The organism is Mesorhizobium sp. M0018, assembly GCF_040323955.1.
GTDB lineage: Bacteria > Pseudomonadota > Alphaproteobacteria > Rhizobiales > Rhizobiaceae > Mesorhizobium.
This window is the reverse complement of the sequence record NZ_JAMYVL010000015.1, coordinates 39,380-62,958: the sequence shown is the minus strand read 5'-3', so window position 1 is coordinate 62,958 and position 23,579 is coordinate 39,380. Positions and strand designations below refer to the sequence as shown.

The 23,579-nt window shown below is 61.5% G+C and carries 22 protein-coding genes; 14 read left to right on the top strand and 8 right to left on the bottom strand.

Annotated elements, in window-relative coordinates; translation table 11 throughout:
• Positions 1-7 precede the first annotated feature (7 nt).
• Complete coding sequence (locus NKJ81_RS20995; protein ID WP_352503369.1) at positions 8-868, top strand: TIGR01459 family HAD-type hydrolase; 861 nt, start codon at positions 8-10, stop codon at positions 866-868.
• 9 nt (positions 869-877) lie between these two features.
• Positions 878-1,861, top strand: a complete 984-nt coding sequence (locus tag NKJ81_RS20990; RefSeq protein WP_352541594.1) for a bifunctional riboflavin kinase/FAD synthetase — start codon at positions 878-880, stop codon at positions 1,859-1,861.
• 79 nt (positions 1,862-1,940) lie between these two features.
• Here NKJ81_RS20990 and NKJ81_RS20985 read toward each other — a convergent pair whose 3' ends face one another.
• On the bottom strand, positions 1,941-2,495 hold the full coding sequence (locus tag NKJ81_RS20985; RefSeq protein ID WP_352541593.1) for an HdeD family acid-resistance protein: 555 nt from the start codon (positions 2,493-2,495) through the stop codon (positions 1,941-1,943).
• A gap of 335 nt (positions 2,496-2,830) precedes the next feature.
• Here NKJ81_RS20985 and NKJ81_RS20980 point away from each other — a divergent pair, with 335 nt between their 5' ends.
• From NKJ81_RS20980 to NKJ81_RS20970, 3 genes are all read left to right on the top strand, one after another.
• Positions 2,831-3,082, top strand: coding sequence for a hypothetical protein (locus tag NKJ81_RS20980; protein ID WP_352541592.1), 252 nt, complete (start codon positions 2,831-2,833; stop codon positions 3,080-3,082).
• Positions 3,079-3,984, top strand: a complete 906-nt coding sequence (locus NKJ81_RS20975; protein WP_352541591.1) for an alpha/beta hydrolase — start codon at positions 3,079-3,081, stop codon at positions 3,982-3,984. The genes NKJ81_RS20980 and NKJ81_RS20975 overlap by 4 nt, the downstream gene beginning before the upstream one ends.
• Positions 3,985-4,182: 198 nt before the next feature.
• The gene (locus tag NKJ81_RS20970; RefSeq protein WP_352541590.1) at positions 4,183-4,986 is read left to right on the top strand and encodes a MipA/OmpV family protein; all 804 of its coding nucleotides are present in this window, start codon (positions 4,183-4,185) and stop codon (positions 4,984-4,986) included.
• Between the two features lie 16 nt (positions 4,987-5,002).
• On the opposite strand, the gene NKJ81_RS20965 is transcribed toward NKJ81_RS20970, so the two are convergent.
• The 3 genes from NKJ81_RS20965 to NKJ81_RS20955 form a co-directional block, all read right to left on the bottom strand.
• Positions 5,003-5,437 (bottom strand): RES family NAD+ phosphorylase, encoded by a 435-nt coding sequence (locus NKJ81_RS20965; protein WP_352541589.1) that lies wholly within the window; start codon positions 5,435-5,437, stop codon positions 5,003-5,005.
• A 2-nt stretch (positions 5,438-5,439) separates the two neighbouring features.
• Complete coding sequence (locus NKJ81_RS20960) at positions 5,440-5,814, bottom strand: Xre family toxin-antitoxin system antitoxin (RefSeq protein WP_254817430.1); 375 nt, start codon at positions 5,812-5,814, stop codon at positions 5,440-5,442.
• An 85-nt stretch (positions 5,815-5,899) separates the two neighbouring features.
• Entirely contained in the window at positions 5,900-6,085 is a 186-nt protein-coding gene (locus NKJ81_RS20955; protein WP_352474531.1) for a hypothetical protein, read from the bottom strand.
• 42 nt (positions 6,086-6,127) lie between these two features.
• On the opposite strand from NKJ81_RS20955, the gene ileS reads away from it, so the two are divergent.
• Together ileS and NKJ81_RS20945 are read left to right on the top strand one after the other, a co-directional pair.
• Positions 6,128-9,118, top strand: a complete 2,991-nt coding sequence (gene ileS, locus NKJ81_RS20950) for an isoleucine--tRNA ligase (protein WP_352541588.1) — start codon at positions 6,128-6,130, stop codon at positions 9,116-9,118.
• Between the two features lie 195 nt (positions 9,119-9,313).
• On the top strand, positions 9,314-9,994 hold the full coding sequence (locus tag NKJ81_RS20945) for a hypothetical protein (RefSeq protein WP_352541587.1): 681 nt from the start codon (positions 9,314-9,316) through the stop codon (positions 9,992-9,994).
• A 71-nt stretch (positions 9,995-10,065) separates the two neighbouring features.
• Here NKJ81_RS20945 and NKJ81_RS20940 read toward each other — a convergent pair whose 3' ends face one another.
• Positions 10,066-10,518, bottom strand: coding sequence for a nucleoside deaminase (locus NKJ81_RS20940; RefSeq protein ID WP_352541586.1), 453 nt, complete (start codon positions 10,516-10,518; stop codon positions 10,066-10,068).
• Between the two features lie 76 nt (positions 10,519-10,594).
• Between NKJ81_RS20940 and NKJ81_RS20935 the strand changes: the two genes are divergently transcribed.
• The 5 genes from NKJ81_RS20935 (at position 10,595) to NKJ81_RS20915 (ending at position 16,929) form a co-directional block, all read left to right on the top strand.
• Positions 10,595-12,523, top strand: a complete 1,929-nt coding sequence (locus tag NKJ81_RS20935) for a pseudouridine synthase (RefSeq protein WP_352541585.1) — start codon at positions 10,595-10,597, stop codon at positions 12,521-12,523.
• The gene (gene rsmD / locus NKJ81_RS20930; RefSeq protein ID WP_352541584.1) at positions 12,504-13,058 is read left to right on the top strand and encodes a 16S rRNA (guanine(966)-N(2))-methyltransferase RsmD; all 555 of its coding nucleotides are present in this window, start codon (positions 12,504-12,506) and stop codon (positions 13,056-13,058) included. Before NKJ81_RS20935 ends, rsmD begins: the two co-directional genes overlap by 20 nt.
• A 97-nt stretch (positions 13,059-13,155) precedes the next feature.
• Positions 13,156-14,520: a M16 family metallopeptidase gene (locus NKJ81_RS20925; RefSeq protein WP_352541583.1), complete on the top strand. Its 1,365-nt coding sequence runs from the start codon at positions 13,156-13,158 to the stop codon at positions 14,518-14,520.
• A gap of 190 nt (positions 14,521-14,710) precedes the next feature.
• Positions 14,711-16,069 (top strand): M16 family metallopeptidase, encoded by a 1,359-nt coding sequence (locus NKJ81_RS20920; protein WP_352541660.1) that lies wholly within the window; start codon positions 14,711-14,713, stop codon positions 16,067-16,069.
• Entirely contained in the window at positions 16,066-16,929 is an 864-nt protein-coding gene (locus tag NKJ81_RS20915) for a patatin-like phospholipase family protein (protein WP_352541582.1), read from the top strand. Before NKJ81_RS20920 ends, NKJ81_RS20915 begins: the two co-directional genes overlap by 4 nt.
• A 167-nt stretch (positions 16,930-17,096) precedes the next feature.
• Here the strand turns inward: NKJ81_RS20915 and NKJ81_RS20910 are convergent, their stop codons facing one another.
• From NKJ81_RS20910 to NKJ81_RS20900, 3 genes are all read right to left on the bottom strand, one after another.
• Positions 17,097-17,633 carry a dihydrofolate reductase family protein gene (locus tag NKJ81_RS20910; RefSeq protein ID WP_352541581.1) on the bottom strand — a complete coding sequence of 179 codons (537 nt, stop codon included), beginning with the start codon at positions 17,631-17,633 and terminating at the stop codon, positions 17,097-17,099.
• A 221-nt stretch (positions 17,634-17,854) separates the two neighbouring features.
• Positions 17,855-19,585, bottom strand: coding sequence for an adenylate/guanylate cyclase domain-containing protein (locus tag NKJ81_RS20905; RefSeq protein WP_352541659.1), 1,731 nt, complete (start codon positions 19,583-19,585; stop codon positions 17,855-17,857).
• 106 nt (positions 19,586-19,691) lie between these two features.
• Positions 19,692-19,937: a dihydrofolate reductase family protein gene (locus NKJ81_RS20900; protein WP_352541580.1), complete on the bottom strand. Its 246-nt coding sequence runs from the start codon at positions 19,935-19,937 to the stop codon at positions 19,692-19,694.
• A gap of 318 nt (positions 19,938-20,255) precedes the next feature.
• Here NKJ81_RS20900 and NKJ81_RS20895 point away from each other — a divergent pair, with 318 nt between their 5' ends.
• On the top strand, positions 20,256-21,827 hold the full coding sequence (locus tag NKJ81_RS20895; protein WP_352541579.1) for a class I SAM-dependent DNA methyltransferase: 1,572 nt from the start codon (positions 20,256-20,258) through the stop codon (positions 21,825-21,827).
• A gap of 120 nt (positions 21,828-21,947) precedes the next feature.
• Complete coding sequence (locus NKJ81_RS20890) at positions 21,948-23,579, top strand: restriction endonuclease subunit S (RefSeq protein WP_352541578.1); 1,632 nt, start codon at positions 21,948-21,950, stop codon at positions 23,577-23,579.

Genomic DNA, 23,579 nt, shown 5'->3' with positions numbered 1-23,579 from the left:
CAACAGCATGGCGGATTCGCCCGACATCATCGGTTCGCTCGCAGACTTGTCGGGAGCCTATTCAGCCATCCTGTGCGACGTCTGGGGCGTGGTGCACAACGGCGAATGGCATTTCCCGGCGGCGGCTGCCGCGCTGATCGCTGCTCGCGCGGCGAAAATACCTGTCGTGCTGATCACCAATTCGCCGCGTCGCAGCGCCGACGTGGTGGCGCAGATGAACGCCATCGGCGTTCCTCCCGCCGCCTACGACCGTGTCGTGACGTCCGGCGACGTTACCCGCGACCTGATCGCGGAAGGGCCGCGAAAGATCTTCCACATAGGCGCCGATCGGGATTTCACGCTCTATGAGGGCCTCGACGTCGAACTCGTCGAGGAGTTCGAAGCATCCGGCGTGGTCTGCACTGGCCTGTTCGATGACGAGGTGGAGAAGCCGGAGGATTATGCCGATCTTCTGCTGCGGCTGCGTGCCAGGAACCTGCCCTTCATTTGCGCCAATCCCGACATCGTCGTCGAGCGCGGCGAACGCATGATCTGGTGCGCGGGCGCTTTGGCCCGCGAATACGCACAGCTTGGCGGACGCACGCTGATCGCCGGCAAACCCTACGCGCCGGTCTATGATGTCGCCATGAAGGAGATCGCCGTCATTCTGGGCCGCCCGGTCGAGCGTTCGCAAGTTCTGGCCATCGGCGACGGCATGATGACCGACATCAAGGGCGCGGCCGACAATGGCTTCGACGTGCTCTACGTATCGGGCGGCATCCATGCCCGCGATTACGGTGAGACGCTGCAGCCGGATCCGGCCAGGCTCGCGGCCTTCCTGGAAAAATATGGCTACAGGCCGGTCGCGGTGATTCCCAGGCTGCAATAGGTTCAAGCCATGACGGCCATGTTCGAACGCATTTCCGCAACCGCACCGCTGCCGGCCCATCTGCGCGGCGGCGTGGTGGCTATCGGCAATTTCGACGGCGTCCACCGCGGCCACCAGGCGGTGCTCGAACGCGCGCGCGCCGAAGCGGAGCGTCGCGGCGTACCCGCCCTGGTGCTGACCTTCGTACCGCATCCGCGAAAGGTGTTCAGGCCGGACATGCCGTTGTTCGTGCTGACGCCGCCGCCGATGAAGGCGCGGCTGTTGTCGCATCTGGGCTTTGCGGCGCTGGTCGAGCAGCCGTTCACACGCGAGTTCGCCGCCTTGTCGGCGGAGGCTTTCGTCACCGGCGTGCTCGAGCGCAATCTCGGCATAAGCCACGCCGTCACCGGCTTCGATTTCCATTTCGGCAAGGACCGCCAGGGCGGCCCGGCCTATCTGATGGCTGCCGGCGAGCGCCACGGCTTCGGCGTCACGCTGGTGGATGCGTTTCGCGACGAAAGCGCCGAGGTGGTGTCGTCGAGCCGCATACGCACGCTGCTGTGCGAGGGCAATGTGGCCGAGGCCGCCGGTTTGCTCGGCTACCGTTTCACCGTCGAGGCGGAGGTGATCGGCGGCCAGCAGCTCGGCCGGACACTCGGCTTTCCGACCGCAAACATGAGGCTTTCGCCGGAAGCCACCCTCAAGGAAGGGATTTATGCCGTCCGCTTCCGCCGCGCCGACGGTTCGCTTCACGATGGCGTCGCCAGCTTCGGCCGCCGGCCGACGGTCGACGACAATGGCGCGCCATTGCTGGAGACCTTCGTCTTCGACTTTTCCGGCGACCTCTACGGCGAGATTTGTGCCGTGTCCTTCTTCGGCTACCTGCGCTCGGAGGTGAGATTCGACGGGCTTGACGCGCTGGTCGCCCAGATGAAGCGTGACGAGGCCGAGGCGAAGGCACTGCTCGCCGGCGTCAGGCCGCTTTCCGGGCTGGACGCGGCCATAGCTTTTTAGAGCATGGTCCCGAACCGAAGGTCAGCGAAGCAAAAAAGTGGGAACCGGTTTTCCGATTAAGATCATGCTCAACCAGAATTTATCTCTTCAGCGCCAAGCCAAGAGCGATGAAGCTCCAACCCTGGAAGATCAGGTCGACGGCCAGGAACAGGCCCAGCACCCACACGCTGTTGACCGGCCAGCCCATGGCGATGACCAGTCCCGCCAGCGCGCTGATGACGCCGGCCGCGACCACCCAGCCCCAGCCGGGCTGTGGCCGGTGGCTGTAGCCGACCCAGGCCCTGAGCACGCCTGAGGCAAGAAGCGCGACCGCCAGGAGGAAGGTCAGCACCGTCGAGGCGAGGACCGGATTGTCGAACGCGAAGACGCCGGCGACGGCGTAGAGGAGGCCGCTGAGCAGCCAATAGAAGAAGCGGCCCCATGTCTTCACACCGAAGGCATGGATGATCTCGACAATGCCGGCCATCAGCATCAGCCAGCCCACGACAAAGACCGAGGCGACGGTTGCGATGAACAGATTGCCGAAGGCAATGCCGCCGAAGACAAGCAGCAGCACCCCGAGCGCGACGAACCATCCCCATTTCGCCCGCGTCTGGCTGATCGCATCTTTCAAGGCATCGCCGTGCAGTGTCATCGCCCTCTCCCTCAAGACTACTTGGCCTTTTTTGTCGGCTTTGAAGGTAACGCCGATGTGCCTTCTCGTAAAGCGAGCAGGCAGTGAGGGTCACACCCAGGCTCGGGCGGTACGCCTGCTTTTGGCAAGAGCAGCCGCTGCGAGTTTATTTCCGTGAAACGTGGGCTTGCGCCCTCAGGCCAAACCGTGGCCACGCCGAGGTTTAGTTGGAGAATAGCTCCTGTCCGCAAAGCGGCCGCAACGTCGAGCTTTGATACCGAGCCAGACCTCCAAACGCCGCGCAACGCCGGTCGCATCCGCATCCGCATGTCACAACCTTGCGTCCGGCATACGAATTGTCCGGCATCGGAATTCCCCCTCTTTTGAACCTTGCATCGTCGAGCAATCGAAAATTGGCTCACACGGCAGCGCACCGCCAATATGGCACGGACGTCGGACGATTTCTCGCTGATGTTGATCGGACTGATCGCAAGATGATCGTGGCGCTGGTTCGTCGCTATATTTGCAAGCAGGCAATCGATATCTTGTCGATGACGTTTGGCTGTTCGCCTTTCTCGGCGCTTGGCAAGACTGGGGAAGCAAAGTGAGCGATGTGGACGAACACCTCGATCTGACAGAGATCAACGCCGTCCGCAGGCTGTTGACGTCAAAACCACGAACGGTCCGCTGGGACGAACGCCGGGCGCGGCTCGACGAAGTCGGTTCGGTCTGGCCGGTCGCGGAGGACATCCGATGCGAGGATGTGGTTTTCGATGGCCTTGAGGGAGAGTGGTCCCTGGCGCCTGGGAGTGACAGGGATAAGGTTCTGCTCTTTTTCCACGGTGGTGGCTACTGCTCCGGCTCCCTTAAAAGTCATCGTCGAATGGTTACCGAGGCAGGTCGGGCAATGGGAATACGCACCCTCGCGATCGACTATCGCCGCGCACCGGAACATCCTTTCCCTGCGCAACATGAAGACGCACTCACCGCATGGCGCTTTCTGAGCCGGCAAGGCATCGCGTCGGACCGCATCGTGGTTGGCGGAGACAGTGCGGGCGGCAACCTCACTCTGTGCCTGGTCAGTATATTGCGCACGGCAGGCGAGCCGTTGCCGCAATGTCTTTGGCTGGTTTCGCCCTGGACGGACCTTTCGATGTCCGGCGCGACATTATCAACCAAGGACGCAATCGACCCTATCATCCACCGGGCGTATTTGGAGGAACTGGCAACGGCCTATGTTCCCAATGGCGTTGGTCGGCGCGATCCGCTGATCTCGCCTTTGTTCGCCGATCTGAGCGGATTTCCCCCAATGCTGATACAAGCCGGTTCGGCCGAGACGCTGTTGTCGGACGCAACTCGGCTCGCCGAAGCCGCTGGCGCGGCTGACGTTAAAGTAGGTCTCGAAATTTGGCCGCATATGATTCACGCTTGGCCGGTTTGGAATGCGGGGTTGAGCGCCGGTCGCCGGGCTCTTCACAGCGCAGGCATGTTTGTCCGCGAATGTTTGTAACCCCTGCCGAGGCAACTGCTATCGTATTCCAAGCACTTGATCTGGAATCTTGGTGCGCCAAGCAATCGACTGCAACGCGGAACAGGCCGGCCAACGCGGCCAATGTTGCGGATATTAAGTCAAATTTTACCGAACTGGCGCCATGGCTTCAGTCAAGGCTGGTTGTATCGGCCAATGCGTTCGACGTATGGAGTAACGATGCGGTCTGTCCCGACGATCTTGGCCGCATTCATGCTCGGCACCTGCGGCGTTGCCAAGGCCGGCGAGGGCACCTTCGGCTGGCTGTCCGGAGACTGGTACCTGACGGTCGGCGCCACCGGCATGGTTGCCCCGAATTTCGAGGGCGGCAAGAAGTACCTGCTCAGTGCCTCGCCGATCATCTCGCTCGGCAAGGCTGGTCCCGCGGCGCGCTTCACCTCGCGCAACGACAATATTTCATTGGCATTGATCGACGATGGCGGCGTCCGCGCCGGCCTGACAGGCAAGTTCCTGTTTTCCCGCGACGGTGGTGACGCCGACGAATTGAAGGGTCTCGACCCGGTGCGCTGGGGCGGCGAGGCTGGCGGCTTCTTCGAATTCTATCCTTTGGATTGGCTGCGTGCCCGCGCCGAATTGCGGCACGGCATTCGCGCCCATAACGGTTTTGTCGCCGACATCGCCGCCGACGCCTTTTACGATGTGACGCCCGACGTCAGGATTTCGGCCGGACCGCGCGTTTCGTTCGCCTCATCGGACTATTTCGACGCCAATTACGGCGTTGATGCCGAGGAGTCCCTGGCCTCGGGGCTCAGCGAATATCATCCCGGCGGCGGGGTGAAGTCGGCGGGCCTGGGCGGCGCGGTGACCTGGAAGGTGACCGAGCCGATGACGGCCAGTCTGTTCGGCGAATATTCCCACCTGATGGGCCCGGCCGCCGATTCCAGCCTGGTCAAGGAGCGCGGCTCCAGGGATCAGTTCATGATCGGCATGTCGACGACCTATCGCTTCGATTTCTCGATGTGAGCGGGCGGGCGTCGGCTCATTTGATCAAACGGCTGTCGAACGGATAATGGTATAGGCCCGCAATCGTAATGCGTGACGCATCGTCATGGGTCGGGTTGAGCAGATAGTTGTTTGCCTTGTGCATTATGATCGAAGGAATTTTCATGAGCGCGTAACGATTGGCGGAGAGAAAGTCCGTGCCCTGTCGCCGTGTTGATTCCATGTCCTTGTCCCAGCCGTCATGGATAACCGGTTCGGTCATTTCTATTCCGTCCGGAACGTCGATTTCGATAAGCTGGTAGGTTTCCGGAACGGTTTCGCGCGTCGCATGCACCAGTATCTCCAGCAGTGCCGTCGAAGGGTGGTCGGTGCAATAGACGATGGGCATTCCGCGCCTGTTCCATCTTCCATCAACGAGCGTTCCGCCACGACCCGAGAGATCCGCGAAATTGGAGATGCGCCAGATGCGCATCGTCAGGCAAGCATGCCAAAGTCGATACGGATAAGCTCTTCGGAAACGACGTGGGCGCCGGTCTCTGTCTCAAGGAGATCGATCGGCCTTGCACCATCCAATGCTATGATCTCGCTTCTCAGCCAACGCTGGGCTTTCTCATGGCTACCGAATACCCGATCCGCCTGCTCGGCGATGCGTTCAAGGCGCAGGGCGCGGTCGGATTCAGCTGGCGAAAGCGGCTCGGCATGTTCCTTGCGACGCGCCAGCGTGCGGCGGGGGGCAACGATACGATAGAGTTCTTCGCTACTGAAACCCAGACTGCGCAGATGATCGATCTTGTCCGTAGGGACGGAAAAGTCGTGTGTTGCGCGAATTGCCCTTGCTGCGACCGACATGAATTGTTTCCTTGGCACTGCAGGCCATTCTGCTTGCCATTTGCCTACAAATGTATGCGCAATTGGCACCTTCCGCAAGGAAGCATCAGAGTTCGGGCTTTTCAATATCGCCTGTCTCGGTTAAAAGCCCAGCCATGACGAGCTTTTCGCGCCTTCTCGCGCCTGCGATACGAATTACAGGCCCGGTGCTCCGGGCGGCCTGACCGCCGCCGGAGCCGCCGGGAATCTTGCGCGCGGCCTCTCGCGCTTTTTCCAGATCATGATAGTTCAACGCCCGGGCTCTTTTGCCGCCGGCAACGCATATGGCAGACGAATGACTGATACCGAGACCGCCGAGACGATCGATTATTCCAAAACGCTCTACCTGCCGCAGACGGATTTCCCGATGCGCGCCGGGTTGCCGGAAAAGGAACCGCTGCTGGTCAAGCGCTGGCAGGACATGGACCTTTACCGCAAGTTGCGCGAAGACGCAGTCGGCCGCGAAAAATACGTGCTGCACGACGGCCCGCCCTACGCCAATGGCAACATCCATATCGGCCACGCACTGAACAAGATCCTCAAGGACGTCATCACCCGCTCGTTCCAGATGCGCGGCTATGACTCGAACTATGTACCAGGCTGGGATTGCCACGGCCTGCCGATCGAATGGAAGATCGAGGAGCAGTACCGCGCCAAGGGCAAGAACAAGGACGAGGTGCCGGTCAACGAGTTCCGGCAGGAATGCCGTGAGTTTGCGGCGCACTGGATCAAGGTGCAGGGTTCCGAATTCCAGCGGCTCGGCGTCGTCGGCGACTTCGACAATCCCTATACGACGATGGCTTTCCATGCCGAGGCGCGCATCGCCGGCGAGCTGCTGAAATTCGCCATGTCCGGCCAGCTCTATCGCGGCTCCAAGCCGGTGATGTGGAGTGTGGTCGAGCGCACCGCGCTGGCCGAGGCGGAGGTCGAATACCAGGACTATGAGTCGGACACGATCTGGGCGAAGTTTCCGGTCGTCAGCCTCGCTCGCCAGGTCATCAACATCAAGGATGGGCAGCCAGCCCTTGATCCCAAGCTGACGCAGACGTCGCTCGATCTGCTTGATGCCAACGTCGTCATCTGGACGACGACGCCGTGGACGATCCCCGGCAACCGCGCCGTCAACTACTCGCCGCGCATCAACTATGGTCTCTACGAGGTTACGGCGGCCGAGAACGCCTTTGGTCCTCAGCCCGGCGAAAAGCTGATCTTTGCCGAGAAGCTTGCGGACGACGCTGCCGCGAAGGCCAAGGTCACTCTGAATCGGCTTCGCAGCGTTGGCGCCGAAGAGCTTGAAAACCTTACGCTTTCGCATCCCCTCAAAGCTCTGGGTGGCGGCTACGATTTCCCCGTGCCGATGCTCGCCGGCGATCACGTCACCGACGATGCCGGCACCGGTTTCGTCCACACCGCGCCGGGACATGGCCGCGAAGACTTCGACGCCTGGATGGATGCTGCCTCTGATCTTCGCCAGCGTGGCATCGACACCGCGATCCCCTTCACCGTCGACGATGCCGGCTTCTTCACAAAGGACGCGCCGGGCTTTGGCCCGGACCGCGAGGGTGGAGCGGCGCGCGTCATCGACGACAATGGCAAGAAGGGCAACGCCAACCAGGCTGTCATCGACGAGCTGATCAAGCGCAACGCGCTGTTCGCGCGCGGCCGCCTGAAGCACTCCTATCCGCATTCCTGGCGCTCGAAGAAGCCGATCATCTTCCGCAACACGCCGCAATGGTTCGTCTATATGGACAAGGAACTTGGCGACGGCACGACGCTGCGCAGCCGCGCCCTGAAAGCCATCGACGATACCCGCTTCGTGCCCGCCGCCGGCCAGAACCGCATCCGCGCCATGATCGAGGAGCGCCCCGACTGGGTGCTGTCGCGCCAGCGCGCCTGGGGTGTGCCGATCGCCGTCTTTGCCGATGCCGACGGCAATGTGCTGCGCGACGAGGCAGTCAACCGGCGCATCATGGACGCCTTCGAGAAAGAAGGCGCCGACGCCTGGTTCGCCGCCGGCGCCAAGGAGCGGTTCCTCGGCAATCACGATGCCTCGAAATGGCAGCAGGTCATGGACATCCTCGATGTCTGGTTCGATTCAGGCTCGACGCATGCCTTCACGCTTGAGGACCGGCCCGACCTGAAATGGCCGGCCGACGTCTATCTCGAAGGCTCCGATCAGCATCGCGGCTGGTTCCACTCCTCGCTGCTCGAAAGCTGCGGCACCAGGGGCAGGGCGCCCTACGACACCGTCGTCACCCATGGCTTCACCATGGATGAGGAGGGGCGGAAAATGTCGAAGTCGCTCGGCAACACCGTCGTACCGCAGGACGTCATCAGGCAGTCCGGCGCCGACATCTTGCGGCTGTGGGTGGTGACGACCGATTATTGGGAAGACCAGCGGCTCGGCAAGAACGTGCTGCAGACCAATATCGACGCCTACCGCAAGCTGCGCAACACCATCCGCTGGATGCTGGGCACGCTCGCCCACGACGATGGCGAGGAGGTGCCGCTGGATAAGATGCCTGAACTGGAGCGGCTGATGCTGCACCGGCTCGCTGAACTCGATGAGGTCGTACGCTCGGGCTACGACGCGTTCGAATTCAAGCGCATCACCCGCGCGCTGCTCGACTTCATGGTGGTAGAGCTGTCGGCCTTCTATTTCGACATCCGCAAGGACGCGCTTTACTGCGAAGCGCCTTCCAGCGTGAAGCGCAAGGCTTCAGTGCAGGTGGTGCGCCATCTCTTCGACTGCCTGGTGAAATGGTTGGCGCCGATGCTGCCCTTCACCATGGAAGAGGCTTGGCTCGACCGTCATCCGGATGCGGTCTCCGTGCATCTCGACCAGTTCCCGGAAATCCCGGCGGACTGGAGGAACGAAGCGCTGGCGGAGAAGTGGCGCAAGGTTCGGCAGGTTCGCCGTGTCGTCACCGGCGCGCTGGAAATTGCCCGCGCGCAGAAGGTCATCGGCTCTTCGCTGGAAGCGGTGCCGGTCGTTACCCTCGACGATGCCGTGCTCGAAGCGGCGATCGCCGATGTCGATATGGCCGAGATGGCGATCACCAGCGATCTGGCAATCGTGCACGGCAAGGCGTCGGCGGGCAGCTTTACCCTCGACGACGTCAAGGGCGTCGCCGTGGTCGTCGAGAAGGCGGAGGACCGTGGCCTGGTGAAGTGCGCGCGCTCCTGGCGCTACACCGCCGATGTCGGCTCAGATCCGGAATTCCCGGATGTTTCGGCCCGTGACGCCGCTGTTCTGCATGAGCTGAAGGCTTTGAGCCGTCTTTAAGGCGGTGCACAAATGCCACGGCGGGCGGCCGATCGGCCCCCGCGCGTTGCCCTTAACGAGTGGTTGAGGTAAACACGCGAAACTCCGGACGACAAATTGTCGCCGGAATTCCGTCGGAAGAGCATAGGCGATGGGGACCGGACCTTTCTTTGGCCGGCGGCAATCGAGAGGCTGTCTACAGTGGGACTTTTTGGCATGACCGAGAGAACTTACGCGCGCGTTGCGCTGCTGGCGCCGCTTGTCGTATCGGGCCTCGCTTTGTCCGGCTGCATGGGCTCGCCCACTTACGGAACCGACAAGACCGCGGGCGCGCAGCTTGCCGGCGACCTCACCGGGGCTTTTTCCTTCGCACCCAAGCGCAAGGATAGTATCGACTACAAGCCGCGCCCCACGCTGGTGAAGCCGGGGCCGGGGCAGAAGGAAGTCTTGCCGCCGCCGCAGGAAAGCATCGAGACGGCGAGTGCCGAATGGCCCGAATCGCCGGAGCAGCGCCGTGCCCGCCTGCGCGCCGATGCCACCCTGCATCAGGACGACCCGGCCTACCAGGCGCAGGTCATCGATGACGTGCAGACGGATCCGGCGTCGGTCAAGGCCGCGCTGAAGCAGTCGGGCTCGAGCCACCCGCCAGCCTGGTCTCCGGCCGATTCGGACAAGGCCCGCTCCGCGGAAATCATGCGCCGCCGGGCTGAAGGCAAACAGGGCGACCCGACCACCCGCAGATATCTGAGCGAGCCGCCGGTGCAATACCGCGCTGCCGCCGCCACCGCGCCGCAGGGCGACCTCGGCGAGGACGAGTACAAGAAGGAACGACGCCTCAAGAAGGAGGCGGCCGCCAAGAGCAAAAGCAGCGGCATGTTCGACTGGCTGCCCTGGTAGACTGACGGCGCTAGAGACCTTCTCGCCTGGATTCGGTGACTTGGATTTGGACCGTCTGCCGGACCAGAAAATCAGGGTCCGCGTCGCTCGCGAAAAAAGTTTTTCAGCAGCGCTGCTGCAGCGTTCTCGGCGATGCCCGGATAGATGTCGGGCACATGGTGGCAGGTCGGTGACGTGAAGAAGCGAACGCCATTGACCACTGCGCCGCCCTTCTCGTCGGCAGCGCCGAAATAGAGGCGGCGCAGCCTGGCGAAGGAGATGGCGCCGGCGCACATGGCGCACGGCTCCAGCGTCACATAGAGATCGTGGCCGCTGAGCCGCTCGCTGGAAAGCTTGCGGCAGGCCTCGCGGATCGCCAGCATCTCGGCATGGGCGGTCGGATCGGCGAACTCGCGGGTGCGGTTGCCGGCACTCGCAACGACCATATCGCCGCCGACGACGACCGCGCCAACCGGCACTTCACCACGCAGGGCGGCGGCTTCGGCTTCTTTAAGCGCCAGCGCCATGAAATCCTGCCGCTTCACGCGGTTTCCATTCCGATTATCTCCTCGCCACTAGAGCGCGATCCTGTTACTACCCGCGCAAACGAGCAAAGGCCACATGGACGACAAAAACAAGAAATTCCCGCGCAAGGCCGGCCCGAAACCGGCGGGGCCGCGCGGTCGCGATAGCGCTCCCGGCAAGGGCGGCAAGCCGTCCTTCGGCGCCAAAAAACCTTACGCTCCGCGCAGCGACCGGCCGGCGGCGGCCGAAGGCGAACGGCCGAAGCGCGACTTCAAAGGCGGCGACCGGCCATTCAGCAAAGGGCCGCGTCCGGAAGGCAAGCCTTATGAAAAGCGCGAGGGTCCACGCAAGCCTTATGCACCGCGCGGCGACCGGCCAGCAACTGCCGAAGGCGAGCGGCCGAAGCGCGACTTCAAAGGCGGCGACAGGCCGTTCAGCAAAGGGCCGCGTCCGGAGGGCAAGCCCTATGAAAAGCGCGAAGGTCCGCGCAAGCCTTACGCAGCGCGCGGCGACCGGCCGGCAGCTGCCGAAGTCGAGGGCGGCGAGAGGCGCTTCGACCGTCCCAAGCGTGACTTCGGTGATCGCCCCAGGCGTGATTTTGGCGGCGATCGACCGCAAGGGGCACAAAGGGCACAGGTGGCATCGGAAGGCGGCTTCAAGCCGCGCCCGCGTCGTGTCGAGGCAGCGGAAGAAGCCGGCGAACGCATTGCCAAGCGGCTGGCGCGTGCCGGCCTGGCCTCGCGCCGCGACGCCGAGGAACTGATTGCGGCCGGCCGCGTCAAGGTCAATGGCAAGGTGTTGTCCTCGCCGGCCTTCAACGTCATGCCCGACGACATCATCCATCTCGACGGCATGGAGATCCCGCCGATCGAGCGCACCAGGCTGTTCCTGTTCCACAAGCCGGCCGGCGTGGTCACGACAAACCGCGATCCCGAAGGCCGCAAGACCGTCTTCGATGTGCTGCCGCCCGGGCTGCCGCGGCTGATGACCATCGGCCGGCTCGACATCAACACCGAAGGCCTGCTGCTGCTCACCAATGATGGCGGCCTGTCGCGCGTGCTCGAACTGCCGGCGACCGGCTGGTTGCGACGCTACCGCGTGCGCGTTCACGGCAAGGTCGAGGAAAGCGCGCTTGCCGGCCTGCGCGAAGGCATTGCCGTCGACGGTGTCTTTTACGGCGCCATCGAAGCGACCCTCGACCGCGAGCAGGGTTCGAACGCCTGGCTGACACTCGGCCTGCGCGAAGGCAAGAACCGCGAGGTCAGGAACATCCTGGGCGCGCTCGGTCTCGACGTGACGCGGCTGATCCGCATTTCCTACGGGCCGTTCCAGCTCGACGATTTGCCGGAAGGCCATGTGCTGGAGATCAAGGGCCGCGTGCTGCGCGACCAGCTCGGCGAGCGCCTGGTCGAAGAGTCCGGCGCCAATTTCGATGCCGATATCGCCAAGCCGTTTTCCAACAAGCCGGTCAGGCGTGAGCGCGAGGAGGAGCCCGAGCGGCCGAAATTCACCCGCGACGGCGAACGCCGGCCGATCGGCGAGGGCGGCCTGATCAAGAACCGCAAGCGGCGCGAAGGCAGCCGCGACGAAGCGCTCGGCAAGCTGTCGACAAGCCCTGACAGGAGCTTTGGGCCAAAAAAGAGCTTTGGCGAGCGTGGCCCCAGACCTGAACGCAGCGACTTCGGGGACAAACCCCGTGGCGACAAGCCTCGTGGCGGCTTCGGTGGGAAAAAATCCGAACGCGAGCAGCGGCCGATCGAGCCGCCGGGCCAGCGCAAGGCCAATGTCTGGATGGCGCCGGGCGCACGGCCGATCGGCAAGGGCAGGGCGGAGGCAGACGCCGCCAAGGCGGCGGAAAACAAGACGCGCAAGGCATCGTTCAAGCCGTCTTACGGCAAGCCCGGCGGCAAGCCGCAAGGCGGCGGTGCAAAGCCGTTCGGCAAACCGCGCGGCGAGCGCCCGGATGGCGGTGGCGACCGGCCGCGCGGCGGCCCGAAGGGAAGCAATGCGGATCGTCGGCGGTGAGTTTCGCGGGCGTCCGCTGGCGACGCCCGGCACCTTTGCCATCCGCCCGACCACCGACCGCACGCGTGAGGCGGTCTTCAACGTGCTGGCGCATCGCTTTCCTGAAAAACTGGACGGCGCGCGCGTGCTCGACCTGTTCGCCGGCACCGGCGCGCTCGGCCTCGAAGCGCTTTCGCGCGGCGCCTCCTACGCTGTCTTCATCGAAGAATCCGCCGAAGGGCGCGGCCTGATCCGCACCAATGTCGAGGCCTTCGGCCTCACCGGCCGCACCAAGATATTCCGCCGCGACGCGACGGGCTTGGGCGAGGCAGGCACCATCGCCGCATTCGGCCTTGTCTTCGCCGATCCGCCCTATGGCAAAGGCCTTGGCGAACGTGCGTTGCGCTCGGCCAAGGCCGGTGGTTGGCTCGCCCCTGGCGCGCTCTGCGTCGTCGAGGAAGCGGCGGCGGCGCCGTTCGAGGCAGGGCCGGGCTTTTCGGTTGTCGACGAGCGCAACTATGGCGAGACGGTCATCCGGTTCATCGAGGCCGCCTGAGTTCGGCTTCCACGGTGGCGCCTTCAAAATGACGAACAATTCGCTTTGCCTCGACCAGCAACCCCGCCTATCGTCCCACCACAAACCGGAGCCATCTATGACATTTCAGGCTGAATGGCTGCGCGGAACGCTCTTGGGACTGGCTCTGGTGATGGCCGCGCCGGCTCTGGCGGATAATAATCCTGACGATGGCGTGGTGACCGATTTCCTGCTCGACAACGGCATGGAGGTCGTCGTCATCCCCGATCACCGCGCCCCCATCGTCACCCATATGGTCTGGTACAAGATCGGCAGCGCCGACGAGCCGCCGGGCAAGTCCGGCATTGCCCATTTCTTCGAGCATCTGATGTTCAAGGCGACCAGCAACCATGCGGCGGGCGAGCTCGACCGTGCCGTCGCCGCCATCGGCGGCTCGGACAACGCCTTCACCTCCTACGACTACACCGCCTTTCACGAGACGGTGGTGCCTCAGGCGCTCGGTGAGATGATGAGGTTCGAGGCCGACCGCATGCGCAATCTCATCCTCAACGACGACGTCATCAAAACCGAGCGCGACGTCATCCTCGAGGAGCGCCGCTCGCGCATCGATAGCAATCCGCAGGCAGTGCTCGACGAGGAAATCGACGCCACGCTGTGGCAGAACCAGCCGTACCGCATTCCGGTCATCGGCTGGATGCAGGAGATGGAGAAGCTGAACCGCACCGACGCGATGGCTTTCTACAACAAATATTATACACCCAATAACGCCGTGCTGGTGGTGGCCGGCGATGTCGAGCCGGAAACGGTTAAGGCGCTGGCCGAAAAGACCTTTGGCAAGATCGCGCGCGGCCCGGATCTGCCACCGCGCATCCGCCCGGTCGAGCCGGAGCAGAACACCAGGCGCACGGTGACGCTGACCGACGGGCGTGTCAGCGTGCCGAGCTTCACCACGCAATGGGTGGTCCCGTCCTATCACACGGCAAAGCCCGGCGAAGCCGAAGCGCTCGACGTGCTGTCCGAAATCCTCGGCGGCGGCAACCGCAGCCGGCTCTACCAGGAGCTTGTCGTCAGGCAAGGCATCGCCGCCGAGGCCGGCGCCTTCTTCCAGGGCACCATGCTCGACGACACCAATTTCACCGTCTACGGCGCGCCGCGCGGCGATGCCAAGCTTGCCGACATCGAGGCCGCGGTCGACGCCGAGATCGCCCGCATCGCGAAAGACGGCGTCACCAGCGACGAGCTGGAAAAATCCAAGGACCGTTTCGTACGCTCGATGATCTTTGCCCGCGACAAGCAGGAGGACATGGCCAACATCTACGGCTCGACGCTCGCCACAGGCGGCAACGTCCAGGACGTCCAGCAATGGCCGGACCGCATCCGCAAGGTCACCGCCGACCAGGTCAAGGAAGTCGCTGCCCGCTATCTCAATCTCGACCACGCAACGACCGGCTATCTTCTGCCGCAAACCCAGGCTGGGAATTGATTTGATGATGAGTTTGAGCGTCGGCGCCGCCCCTCACCTGCCTGCCGGCATCCTCTCCCCGTATACGGACGGGGAGAGGGGCGCCGTCATCGACGGTTTCGCCAATCTTCAGCGTTTGCAGAGCGAGCGCCGGGACAGCGGCCAGCCCCTTCTCCCCGTCACTATACGGGGAGAAGTGCCCGGCAGGGCGATGAGGGGCGGCGCCGACCTTGGCAATTGGCGCGCCGGCCCTCTTCTGGCCACCCTCATTCTCTCCCTCGTCTTTCTCCTCCTGCCGGCGCTTTCCGCTCGCGCCGCCATGAACATCCAGGAGGTGACCTCGTCGAAGGGCATCACCGCCTGGCTGGTGGAGGATTATTCGGTGCCGATCGTCGCTATCCGCTTCGTTTTCGATGGCGGCGCGACGCAGGACCCGCCCGGCAAGGAAGGGCTTGCCAATCTGATGAGCGGCCTGTTCGACGAAGGTGCCGGCAACCTCGACAGCGAGGCCTTCCAGATCAAGCTCGACGACGTCGGTGCAGAGATGAGCTTCGAGGCGCAGCGCGACGGCATCTACGGCTCGATGCGCATGCTGGCCGACCAGCGCGACGGCGCCTTCGACCTGCTGCGCGTGGCGGTCAACCAGCCGCGCTTCGACCAGGTGCCGATCGACCGCATCCGCGCGCAAATCCTGTCCGGCATCATCGCCAACGAGCGTGATCCCGACACGCTCGCCCAACGTAAATGGCTGGAAGCGATCTACGGCAGGCATCCCTATGCGCGGCCCGACCAGGGCACCAGGCAAAGCATCGCGACGATCACGCCGGCCGATCTCGCCGCCTTCCACAAGGCGAATTTCGCCCGCGACGGCCTGCATGTCGCGGTGGTCGGCGCCATCGACGCCGAGACGCTGAAGCAGAAGCTCGACCTGGTGTTCGGCAGCCTGCCGGAAAAGCAGGCGCTGACGCCCGTTCCCGACATCGAGCTGAAGCTCGGCCAGCAGCTCGAGGTCGTTTACGACCAGCCGCAGGCCTCGCTGCAACTCGCCTATCCCGGCGTGAAGCGGAATGCGCCGGATTTTTTCGCCGCGGTGCTGATGAACGAGATCCTCGGCGGCGGCACCTTCACCTCGCGGCTGTTCGACGAGGTGCGCGAGAAGCGCGGTCTGGCCTACAGCGTCAGCTCCGACCTCGTCGACCACCAGCATTCCGAGGCGCTGTCCATCACCACCTCGACCCGCGCCGACAGGGCGGCCGAGACGCTGGCCGTGGTGCGCGACGTGGTCAAGCGCATGGCCGAGGAGGGGCCGACCGAAGCCGAGCTGGCCGCGACCAAGAAATACATGATCGGCGCCTATGCCATAAACAATCTGAATTCCTCCGGCGCGATCGCCTCAACGCTGGTCGAGATCCAGCTCGGCAAGCTCGGCATCGACTACATGCAGCGCCGCGCCGCCCTGATAAACGCGGTGACGCTGGACCAGGTGAAAGCGGTGGCGAAAAAGCTGCTCTCCGCCGAGCCGGCCGTCATGGTGGTCGGGCCGAAGCTCGGCGCGGCCAACAAGGGATGAGCCCTAGCTTCGGCATCGCCTTTGGCGGCGGCGGCGCGCGTGGGCTGGCGCATATCCATGTCATCGAGGCGCTGGACGAGCTGGGCATAAGGCCGGCGGCAATTGCCGGCTCGTCGATCGGCGCCATCATGGGCGCCGGCATGGCCTCGGGCATGACCGGCAAGGACATCCACGACTATACGCGCTCGATCCTCGGCCGCCGCGCCGAAGTGGCGACGCGCATGTGGCGGGCGCGGCCCGGCACTTTTGCCGAGGCGATGCAGGGCGGCCTGCGGGTCAGCCAGTTCAATGTCGAGCGCATCCTCAAGGCGTTCCTGCCCGACGCCATTCCCGAGACCTTTGCCGAATTGAAGATACCGCTGAAGGTGACGGCAACGGACTTTTATGGCCACAAGCTCGCCGTGTTCGACGAAGGCGAGCTGCATTCGGCGCTGGCCGCCTCGGCGGCGATCCCGGCGGTGTTCCGTCCGGTGATGCGCGACGGCAGGCTGCTGATCGACGGCGGCATCTACAATCCCGTGCCGTTCGACCTGATCGAGCTCGACGCCGACATCATCATCGCCGTCGACGTGGTCGGCGCGCCGACCGAGGCCGGCCGCAAATTCCCGACCTCCGTCGACCTGATGTTCGGCGCCACGCAGCTGATGATGCAGTCGATCATCGCCAGCAAGCTGAACCAGAGCCGGCCCGACATTCTGATCCGGCCGGCCGTTTCGAAATACCGGGTGCTCGATTTCATGAAGGTCGAGGCGCTGATGGCAGAGACGGTGGCGATCAAGGACGAGCTGAAGCGCGAGATCGAGAAGGCGCTGAAGGCGCGGGAAGACGCTGCGGTCGAGGGCAGGCAGCGGACGGTGTAGGGGCGCTGCCAATCCCCCCCTTGAGGGGGAGCGCCGAAGGCGACAGAGGGGGTCGTCTCGCGTAATGCGCCAACCACCCCACTGCCGCAAGAGAGGAGCCGGGCCCGGTCGAACCGCCCCCCTCTGCCCTGCCGGGCATCTCCCCCCCAAGGGGGGAGATTGGCTCATCACGACTTCCCAGCCGCATACTCCAGCGCCACCACGCCGTTGCTGAATTGCCTGGCCGAGATCAGCTCGAGCGGCAATTGCGCGCCGGGCGGGAACAGCAGCTTGCCCTGGCCGACGGCACCGGGATAGCTGAGCAGCCTGATGCGGTCGACCAGGCCGTGGCGCAGCAATTCCTGCGCGACGCTGAGGCTGCCATGCACATAGATGTTGCCGCCGCTGCCTTGCTTCAGCCCTCTGACCGCGTCCGGCAACGCGCCCTGCAGCAGCTCGGCCGGCTGCCAGTCCAGCGCCTGCAAGCTGGTCGAGGCGACATATTTCGGCAGCGCGTTGAAGCGGTCGGCGAAATCTCCGGTCTCCCTGGGCCACGAGCCGGCAAAGATCTCATAGGTCGTGCGCCCCAACAGCATGGCGCCGCTGTCGGCAAGCTCGTCGTCCTTGAATTTCTGCATCTCATCGTTCCAGGCCACGCTCGGCAGCTTCTCGACCTCGGCAATGCCATCGACGCTGATGAATTCGGTGATGATGAGTTTTCTCATGGCGGGTTCCTTCTGTCGGGACGGCCGTGCGGGCCTTATGCGACATGCGCCGTCAACTAGCGCGGCGCTTTTTCAGGGGGAGGGTTTTCCCTGGTCGCTTCCAAAGACCGATACCGTGGGAAAAGCTTCTCCGACCTGCCCGTCGTTCGGTCATGCCACAAGGTCCGCATCGGCGGCCGGTCTTTTTTGCCGATTGGATCTGGGTCGTAGTCACGGGCTGGCTACAGGTTGGCAATACCGGCTTTCAGCAGTCCTTCGCGGACGTGCTGCACATCAGACTCCTGGGCATAGTGCAGGGTGGCGATGAATGAATCGAGGTCGAATTGGGGATCGAGCGTTCTGATCTTGCCTAGATGCGCCGCGGCCGCGATTTCGTCGCCGAGCCAGCCGTAGCAGGCAGCGGCGAAAGCGTGCTGAGCCGAGTCCATGGTTGACAGATGCATGAAAGCTTCGATCGCCTCGCCATACTGGCGCGCGGCGAAATGCGCCTTTCCCAGATGGCTCCAGAATCTCTCCGGGTGGTGCGGGTTCAATTGCATTGCCTTGCGGATCCATTCAATTCCCTCTTCCGGCCTCCCCAGCCACGTCAATAACTCGCCTTGCTGCACCACCACGAGGTCGTAATTGGGATTGAGCGCCAGCGCCCGCTCTTGATGGTAGCGCGCTGTGGTCAGCTCATTGTTGTTCACGTTCACGGCCGCGAGGATGCGGTGGACATCGGCATCGTTGTTGTCCAGCGCCAGCGCTCTGTCCAGCGCCGCCATGATGTTGTTCCAGATGGCATCCCTGTCTTCGCACCAGTTATGGACCCAGGCCTGGCCAAGAATGCAGGCCCGCCAGGCGTGGGCATGGGCATAATCGGGGTCGAGCGCGACAGCCCTTTCTATCAAGGTTTGCGCGCGTTCATTATCCGCAATGGTGCTTCGGTGATGCAGCACCTTGGCAGCAAGCACACATTCATACGCGGCCATGTTTGCGGGTTTCGCCCGCGCGAGCTGGTCCCGCTGAGCCGCCTCGACACGACCGGGCAGCGTGGCTGCGATCGCCGCGGTCACCTCATCCTGAATCGCGAATATGTCGTCCAGCTTCCGGTCATATTTGTCTGCCCAAATATGAGCGTCGTTCGCCGTGTCGATGAGCTGAACCGTCACGCGCACCCTGTCGCCGATCTTGCGGACGCTTCCCTCCACCAGGTATTGGACGGTGAGTTTCTCGGCCACCTCGCGCACATTCACGGCGCGGTTCTTGTAGACGAAGCTGGAATTGCGCGAGATGACGAACAGCTCATGGTGGCGGGACAGTTCGGTGATGATGTCCTCGGTCAGTCCGTCCGCGAAAAATTCCTGCTCGGGGTCGCCGCTCATGTTGGTGAATGGCAGCACCACTATCGAAGGTTTCGAGATGGATCGCTTTGCCTCGACTTCTGGCAGGGCAGGACTGTCAAACCCAACGCGATAGAGGCGAACCGGGCGGCTGATGTTCTTTAACGTCTTCTCGCCCAGGTCCTCCATGGCAATTTCGAGACGGTCGGCAATTTGGGTCGCCACCGCTGCGGTCACGCAGATACCGCCGACGTCGGCGAGTTGCTCGATGCGCGAGGCAATATTGACGCCGTCGCCGAAAATATCCTCATCATCGAAAATGATGTCGCCGAGATTTATGCCGATCCTGAATTCGATGCGCCGTTCTTGCGGCACATCCGAATTGCGCCGTTTCATGCGCTGTTGGATTTCCACGGCGCATTTCACGGCATCGGTCACGCTCTGGAACTCAACGAGCATGCCGTCTCCGGTGGTCTTGATGATCCGGCCCTTGTTCTTCGCGATGGCGGGATCGACCAGTTCTATGCGATGGGTCCGAAGACGTGCGAGCGTGCCGGATTCGTCGGCCTCCATTAGCCGACTGTAGCCCGCCATATCGGCAGCCAGAATTGCGGCTAGTCTCTGTTCCATCGCTGAACCAAAAACCAACCTTATCCTTCCTGGGCTGCCAAATCCAGCAATTTGGGCTTGTGGCTGGATCAAGACGTCTTCCACCGCCGCAGCAAGAAAGGGCGGATCAGAACCTTCCGCCAGGTGGCTGCGAACTCGATCGCATCAATCGCGGAAGACGCCCCGATGCGCACGGCGTCAAGCTCGTCGAGGCGATATATTTCGGCAGCGCGTTGAACCGATCGGCAAAATCTTCGGTCTCCTTGGGCCACGAGCCGGCAAAAATCTCATAGGTCGTGCGCCCCAAAAGCGTGGCGCCGCTGTCGGCAAGCTCGTCGTCCTTGAACTTTTGCATCTCATCGTTGCAGGTCACGCTCGGCAGCTTCTCAACACGCGGCGATGCCATCGACGCTGATGAATTCGGTGACGATGAGTTTTGGCAGGGCGGGTTCCTTTCTGGCAGAGGACAGATGGCGCGGGCCTTTTGCGACACGCTTCGTGAAAAATAGCGGCGCTTGTGTTTTTTAGCCGATGTGGACCAGCGTCGATCTTCGACCTTATGCTCGGCGCCAATTGCGGTCGATCACGGCCATCAAGCTGAGTCCGCCGCGACATTCTGGTGCGCTAGGCGGTGGAAAGCCGCGCTCGCATGAGATCGACGCCTTGATGAACGAGGCGGCTGATATAAAGAATGAAGCGGAAGGTCGAGACGACGATTGAAGCGGAGGGCGCCAACAGCAAACGGCAAGCGGGGCGAAGTGCGCACGAGAAAATTGGCCCGCGCAACCATCTGCTGGACTGGGTTGCGACCACACACTATCGTTTCTGGATATGTCTTCACCGTGGAATCTTGGTTTGCATGAAAAACGAAAATGTCGTCCAGAAAATATGGAACCTATGCCATATATTGCGTGGCGATGGCATAAGCTATCATCAGTATGTGTCCGAATTGACGTACCTGCTTTTTCTTAAGATTGCAGAAGAGAATGGCGCCGAGCGCCTCCTTCCGTATGGGTTTCGTTGGAAAGATCTATTACGAAAGCCCGACGAAAATTTGCTGGGTTTCTATCAAGAGATGCTTACGCATCTAGGTACTAGTGCCGAAAGTGAAACAATCCGCGCGATATACTCTTTTCCTACTACAGTATTTTCTCACGCAGAGAACCTGAAGGCCGTTATTAATGGCATTGCTAAAATCGAGTGGCATGACCTAGGCGGTGATCGCATTGGTCGAATCTACGAAGGGTTGATTGAGAAGAGTTCGCAGGACGTTCGTTCTGGCGCTGGCCAATACTTTACACCTCGCGCCTTGGTCAATTCTATGGTCAGAATTATGAAACCCAATTTGGGGGAGATTATACAGGACCCAGCGACCGGCAGTGGTGGTTTCTTGATATCGGCTGACCATTTTATTCGTTCGCAAAATTCGAAGAGTGCTTATTTATCGAATCCGCCAAAGTACCAGGGGGCTGAAATTGAGAAAAACACTCGCCGCATCTGTCTAATGAATACATTTTTGAATGGGCTCGATGCTGAGATTATCTATGGAGACGCTTTAACTGACGACGTGAAGGATTTTGAGCCAGCCAATTTGATTCTTGCTAATCCTCCATTTGGGAGTAAGGCTGGCAGCAAGCGATCGCTTCGCACAGACATTCCGTATCCAAACGCCAATAAGCAGCTGGCATTTCTCCAACATATATACCTCAATCTCAAAGATAGAGGCCGAGCTGCAGTTGTATTACCCGACAACGTACTTTTTGAAGATGGAGTTGGGAAATTTGTTCGCCGGGATTTGATGGCAAAATGCAATCTTCATACGATTCTAAGGCTCCCAACCGGAATTTTTGCGAGTGCGGGAGTAAAAACCAATGTATTGTTTTTCACGCGGGAGAGTGATGGCACTGCGGCAGTGTGGTTCTACGATTTGCGCGCAAAGATGCCGAGTTTTGGGAAGACAAACTCGTTAAGGGTGGAGCAATTCGTCGAATTTGAGAGCTGCTTCGGTGACGATCCTAGCGGAAAGTCACCTCGTAGGGACCAAGGTGAAACGGGTCGTTACCGCTGCTACACCCGTGAGCAAATAGCAGCACGCGACGAGAATCTGGATATTTCTTGGTTGCGAGACGACGTCGAGGATACAGAAAATAATGTAACTGAGCCAGAAGATATTGCAGCTGCAATTCTCGGTCATCTTCGCTCAGCGATTAGCGAAGTAGAAGCCATAGCTGATGAAATTGCTGAGTCAGTTAGGGCAGAGTAATGACTGCATTTGATAGCTTTCCTCCACTGCTAATCGTTTTCTTGTTGATGGGGCGCTTCACTGGTGCTGCAAGACCACGATTGGCGGTTGGTCCTCGCTCGCTCGCAGAGGGTGCGGGTGATGAGTGAACAAAGGTGGACTATTCCAGATAGCTGGAGTTGGGTGGCTGCGGGGGAAATCGCCAGGATTGTCGGAGGTGGAACGCCATCCAGCAGGGTCGAAGAGAATTTTGCCGAGGACGGAATTCCTTGGATCACGCCGGCTGATCTTGCTGGATACACAGGCACCTACATCAGTCGTGGGCGAAGAGATCTTTCCAAGACCGGCTATGAATCAAGCGGTGCGAGTCTCATGCCCCCCGGTTCGGTGCTCTTCTCCTCTCGTGCACCGATTGGTTACTGCGTAATCGCGGACAAAGAGCTTTCGACTAATCAGGGCTTCAAAAGCCTTGTACTGGAGGGTGATATCTCGCCTCAGTTCATTCGCTATTACTTGCTAAGCGCTAAGGAGTATGCGGAAGGAAAGGCGAGCGGCACGACATTCCTGGAGCTGTCCGGCTCTCGGGTAGCAGGACTGGCTGTCCCAGTCGCACCTCTTGCTGAGCAAGAACGCATAGTCGTAAAGATTGATAGGTTGGCCACCCGCGCCGCTCGCGCCCGTGCCGATCTCGACCATATTCCGGCACTTTTAGAGAATTATAGAGCGCGCATTTTAGATTTGGCGTTCTCTGGAAAGTTAACGGAAGATTTTCGTGGGACCTCCAGCAAACAAGGCGATATCAAGAGCGGATTTCCTGAGGGCTGGGCGGTAAAAAGTCTTGGCGTAATCGGTGAAATTCAGAGTGGAATACAGGTTGGGAAGAAGCGGGTCGAGGCAATCGAGCTAGTTGACGTCCCGTACCTCCGCGTCGCAAATGTTCAGCGTGGTTGGCTGAACCTGGATGAAGTCAAAACTATTGCCGTCACACCCGCTGAGAAGGAGCGCTTGCTCCCGCAAAAGGGTGATCTGTTGATGAATGAAGGGGGCGATCGTGACAAGCTGGGTCGAGGGTGGGTCTGGGATGGTCAGATTGCCGAATGTATCCATCAAAACCATGTCTTTCGCATTCGTCTGAAAAAGAACTCACTGCCACCAGAGTTTGTATCTCACTACGCTAACGAAAAAGGACAGCAGTACTTTATTGACCAAGGCACACAAACCACTAATCTAGCGTCGATCAGCAAGCGCAGAGTGGCTGCTCTACCAGTCCCGATTCCACCCACCGAAGAAGCAGTAGAAATAGTTCGTCGCATCAACAGCGCGTTCGCTTGGCTAGATCGTGTGTCTGCCGACCACGCTGCGGCAAGCAAGCTGCTACCCAAGCTCGATGCCGCCATCCTCTCCACAGCCTTCCGCGGCGAGCTTGTCCCTCAGGACCCGAGTCATGAAACTGCCAGCGTTCTCCTGGCCCGCATCCGCACCCAACGAGAGAAGGCTCCGGTGCCTAAACAAGTTCGGAAGGCGAGAAGAAGAAAGGCTCCCGTCACCATGTCCCAAAACCTGGAAGAAGTTCTAGCAAAGGCGGAGGACTGGCTGCCTGCACAGGAGGTGTTCCGGCGTTGCGGCATAGGAGCGGGCGCCAAGACGGATGCAATCGAGGCGCTCTATGTCGAATTGCGCGCGCTGGACAAGGGGGGCCGACTTGAGGTCGAGGCGGTGACTGATGAAAACGGCCGAAAGTTACATGACCGTTTGAAACTCAAGGTAGTCTGA

What these genes read in the sequence shown, in the direction of transcription:
- NKJ81_RS20995 (WP_352503369.1), top strand. Translation starts at nt 8, where the DNA reads ATGGCGGATTCGCCCGACATCATCGGTTCGCTCGCAGACTTGTCGGGA.
- NKJ81_RS20990 (WP_352541594.1), top strand. Translation starts at nt 878, where the DNA reads ATGACGGCCATGTTCGAACGCATTTCCGCAACCGCACCGCTGCCGGCC.
- NKJ81_RS20985 (WP_352541593.1), bottom strand. Translation starts at nt 2,495, where the DNA reads ATGACACTGCACGGCGATGCCTTGAAAGATGCGATCAGCCAGACGCGG.
- NKJ81_RS20970 (WP_352541590.1), top strand. Translation starts at nt 4,183, where the DNA reads ATGCGGTCTGTCCCGACGATCTTGGCCGCATTCATGCTCGGCACCTGC.
- NKJ81_RS20965 (WP_352541589.1), bottom strand. Translation starts at nt 5,437, where the DNA reads ATGCGCATCTGGCGCATCTCCAATTTCGCGGATCTCTCGGGTCGTGGC.
- NKJ81_RS20960 (WP_254817430.1), bottom strand. Translation starts at nt 5,814, where the DNA reads ATGTCGGTCGCAGCAAGGGCAATTCGCGCAACACACGACTTTTCCGTC.
- ileS (WP_352541588.1), top strand. Translation starts at nt 6,128, where the DNA reads ATGACTGATACCGAGACCGCCGAGACGATCGATTATTCCAAAACGCTC.
- NKJ81_RS20945 (WP_352541587.1), top strand. Translation starts at nt 9,314, where the DNA reads ATGACCGAGAGAACTTACGCGCGCGTTGCGCTGCTGGCGCCGCTTGTC.
- NKJ81_RS20935 (WP_352541585.1), top strand. Translation starts at nt 10,595, where the DNA reads ATGGACGACAAAAACAAGAAATTCCCGCGCAAGGCCGGCCCGAAACCG.
- rsmD (WP_352541584.1), top strand. Translation starts at nt 12,504, where the DNA reads ATGCGGATCGTCGGCGGTGAGTTTCGCGGGCGTCCGCTGGCGACGCCC.
- NKJ81_RS20925 (WP_352541583.1), top strand. Translation starts at nt 13,156, where the DNA reads ATGACATTTCAGGCTGAATGGCTGCGCGGAACGCTCTTGGGACTGGCT.
- NKJ81_RS20920 (WP_352541660.1), top strand. Translation starts at nt 14,711, where the DNA reads ATGAGGGGCGGCGCCGACCTTGGCAATTGGCGCGCCGGCCCTCTTCTG.
- NKJ81_RS20915 (WP_352541582.1), top strand. Translation starts at nt 16,066, where the DNA reads ATGAGCCCTAGCTTCGGCATCGCCTTTGGCGGCGGCGGCGCGCGTGGG.
- NKJ81_RS20910 (WP_352541581.1), bottom strand. Translation starts at nt 17,633, where the DNA reads ATGAGAAAACTCATCATCACCGAATTCATCAGCGTCGATGGCATTGCC.
- NKJ81_RS20905 (WP_352541659.1), bottom strand. Translation starts at nt 19,585, where the DNA reads ATGGAACAGAGACTAGCCGCAATTCTGGCTGCCGATATGGCGGGCTAC.
- NKJ81_RS20895 (WP_352541579.1), top strand. Translation starts at nt 20,256, where the DNA reads ATGAAGCGGAAGGTCGAGACGACGATTGAAGCGGAGGGCGCCAACAGC.
- NKJ81_RS20890 (WP_352541578.1), top strand. Translation starts at nt 21,948, where the DNA reads ATGAGTGAACAAAGGTGGACTATTCCAGATAGCTGGAGTTGGGTGGCT.